This window comes from Microcoleus sp. S13C4, from assembly GCF_036700865.1.
In the GTDB taxonomy this organism is placed as follows: domain Bacteria; phylum Cyanobacteriota; class Cyanobacteriia; order Cyanobacteriales; family Microcoleaceae; genus Microcoleus.
On sequence record NZ_JAUBPS010000064.1, the window covers coordinates 28,464 to 31,725 of the forward strand.

General features: G+C 45.5%; 2 protein-coding genes. Both read left to right on the top strand.

Features of this window, described 5'->3' with window-relative positions:
- The first annotated feature begins 322 nt into the window (after nucleotides 1-322).
- Nucleotides 323-1,597 (top strand): leucine-rich repeat domain-containing protein, encoded by a 1,275-nt coding sequence (locus QT996_RS22455; RefSeq protein WP_333049061.1) that lies wholly within the window; start codon nucleotides 323-325, stop codon nucleotides 1,595-1,597.
- A gap of 539 nt (nucleotides 1,598-2,136) precedes the next feature.
- On the top strand, nucleotides 2,137-3,262 hold a 1,126-nt coding region (locus QT996_RS22460; RefSeq protein ID WP_333049064.1), incomplete at its 3' end, for a tetratricopeptide repeat protein.

The following is a 3,262-nucleotide window of genomic DNA, read 5'->3' on the forward strand; positions in this document are numbered from 1 at the left end:
TGGTGTAATTTGTAGTGGAAAAAATGGGTATGCTGAACTCATGTTGGAACAGCTTACACCATAAGCTATTTAGGATAAAAGCCATAAACCAAACAATCTCTTTCACATCTTGAGTGGTGTAATTTGGAGTAGAAAAATGGGTATGCTGAGCTCATGTTGGAACAGCTTACATCATAAGCTATTTAAGATAAAAGCCATGAACCAAACACTTTCTGTCAATGCCAAGGGTTTGTACCACGGTTTCAAGAACGTCGGGCTAAAGTCAGCTAAAGTGTTGGCGATATCTTTACTTTTGACATCTACCACATTTTAGGAGATGCTAATGAATCAGCACCAATTAATGAGATTGACTTCGATAGGATTGGCCAGCATTCTGTTACTGGGAATATTTGGTAAGTCGCAAATTAGTGGAAATGAACCTTTCTCATGGCTCGTGCAGAAACAACGGGGCGATAGTGAACGGACATTTGCTAATTGGTGTTATAAAAAGGCTTCTTTGAGTCCTGAAACTAAACATACTGTTGAGGTGTTGTTGAAGAAAGCGGGAACTACTGAGTGCGAGGCGGCTGCTCGACAACTTTCGAGTCTCACGAAACTAAAGCTCGACAAAAATCAAATCCGTGACATTAAACCGCTAGCATCTTTGACTCACCTGGATTGGCTCTCCCTCGACAACAATCAAATCAGCGACATCAAACCGCTAGCATCCTTGACTAAACTGAATTACCTCGCCCTCACCCACAATCAAATCAAGGACATTAAACCGCTAGCATCCTTGACTAAACTGAATTACCTCGCCCTCACTCACAATCAAATCAAGGACATCAAACCGCTAGCATCCTTGACTAAACTGAATTACTTCTGGCTCGACAAAAATCTAATTCGTGACATCAAACCGCTAGCATCCTTGACTAAACTGAATTACCTCTCCCTCGACAACAATCAAATCAGCGACATCAAACCGCTAGCATCCTTGACTAAACTGAATGACCTCGCCCTCGACAGCAATCAGATCGGGGATATCGAACCGCTAGCATCCTTGACTAAACTGAATTACCTCTTCCTCAACAGCAATCAGATCGGGGATATCGAACCGCTAGAACCCTTGACTAACCTGACTTCGCTCTCCCTCGACAACAATAAAATCAGTGACATCAAACCGCTAGCATCCTTGACTAACCTGACTAGGCTCAACCTTAACAACAATAAAATCAGTGACATCAAACCGCTAGCATCCTTGACTAACCTGACTGGGCTCAACCTTAACAACAATAAAATCAAGGACATCAAACCGCTAGCATCTTTAGGCTTCTCCCATAATTCTTGTGGGGTAAGCATCCTGGCTGACATTAACAGGCTTTTTGGGAGATGTCTCTTGACTAACCTGACTGTACTCGATCTCCACAACAATCAAATCAGCGACATCAAACCGCTAGCATCTTTAACTAACCTGACCGATCTCAACCTCAACAACAATCAAATCAAGGACATTAAACCGCTAGCATCCTTGACTAAACTGACCGCTCTTTACCTCAGCAGAAATTCGAGCGCACCCAAGACTTGTCCTCTCAAGCCAGAGTCTATCTGTAATTGGTAACAAGAACCTAGCTCTTAAAACTTGAGAGTTCAGAAAATTAGAGTATCCCCAACTAGAACAAGGTTTTGGAGTGAGTGAGAAATTACCCTATCCCCGCCTAAAGCTCCCAGCGGGATTTTTACGACTGGCCGCCATTGTCTTCTTCTTCGTCACAATTTAAAAAATCGGCCATCGTAAAAATAGTCGCCTGCCCGTCCGGCTGAGGACACTTAAACTCGTGTGTCACGCGCTTAAAACTATTTGATAATTTTAACGGTTCTAGTCTCTGGCTCAAGAAATATGGATATCCTGATGCAGTGGCAACGCTTCCACGTCCTAGGCTGGGAAATAGGATATCCCCGTCTAGAACGTGCTATTTATTGTTGTTTTTTTTTCTCTTTTATTGGATGCGGGGATGTACAACCGCCCAATGTTGGGTAGGTTACAAGTACACCTTTAGTTAGCCCGTCGCACACAGCTTGCCTGCGTGCCATACTCAACGAATTATGAAACAAACTATATGGACAGCGTGTCTACTGTGCTTGGCAGTCTCCTCAAATATGCAAACTCCAACGCCAGCCCAGACATCACCTATTACACAAACTCGCCTCACTTCCCGCCATGACCTAAATCGCAACGCAGAGAAACTGGCTGTTCCTTCGCAATCACATCCACTTGCTGGTTTCTGGAAAAGTGGCGATTGCTCCCATGACTTTGGGTTAGCAATTGCTCCTGCAGGGGAAGGTCTCTACTCAATTTCGTTTTGTGGCCCTGGTGGGTGCTTTGTGCCAGGTACTTATCGACCCAATAGTCCCCTAGTCGGCGACCGAAGTTATCGTGTAGTTAACAACAATACAATTGATGTTGAGGGGCGTGACGGTTTCACTCGCTACATTCGCTGTTCATTAAGTCAGCCAATTGCAGCAGCCGTGCCTGTTGGTAAAGTCGCACAAACAGCACGAATTGACAGTAACGACGCTGCTGCAGGAGCATTATTAGGCCGAGAGGCAATTCGACTGTCCCAGCAAGGAACGGAAGAAGCTTTAAGAGGTGCGAGCACCAAGTGGGAAGAAGCATTAAAGCTGTATCGGCAAGCAGGCGACAATGAAATGCAAGGATTTGTCCTCAATATGCTCGGCAGGGTCTACTCAGAGTTGGGAGAATTACATAAAACATTAGAGTGTTATACCCAGTCCCTTTCTCTCCTCCGGGCAGTAGGATCTCGCGGTGGAGAAGCTGTCCTCCTCATGAAAATCGGTGCATTCTACTTAAGTTTGGGAGAACAACAGAAAGCGCTAGAGTATTACAGCCAGTCCCTTCCTCTCAGTCGGGCAGTAGGGGAGCGCGATGTGGAGGCTTACACCCTCAACAGCATGGGCACGGTCTACTTAGGTTTGGGAGAAAACCAGAAAGCGTTAGAGTATTACAGCCAGTCGCTTCTTTTGGCACGGGCAAGTGACTCTCGCGCTGTGGAAGCTCTCAACCTCAGCAGCATCGGTCGTGTCTACTCACAATTGGGAGAAAAACAGAAAGCGCTAGAGTATTACAACCAGTCGCTTTCCCTGAGTCGGGCAGTAAGGGATCGCTATAAAGAAGCTCTCAACCTCACCAGCATCGGTCGTGTCTACTCACAATTGGGAGAAAAACAGAAAGCGCTAGAGTATTACAACCAGTCGCTTTCCCTGA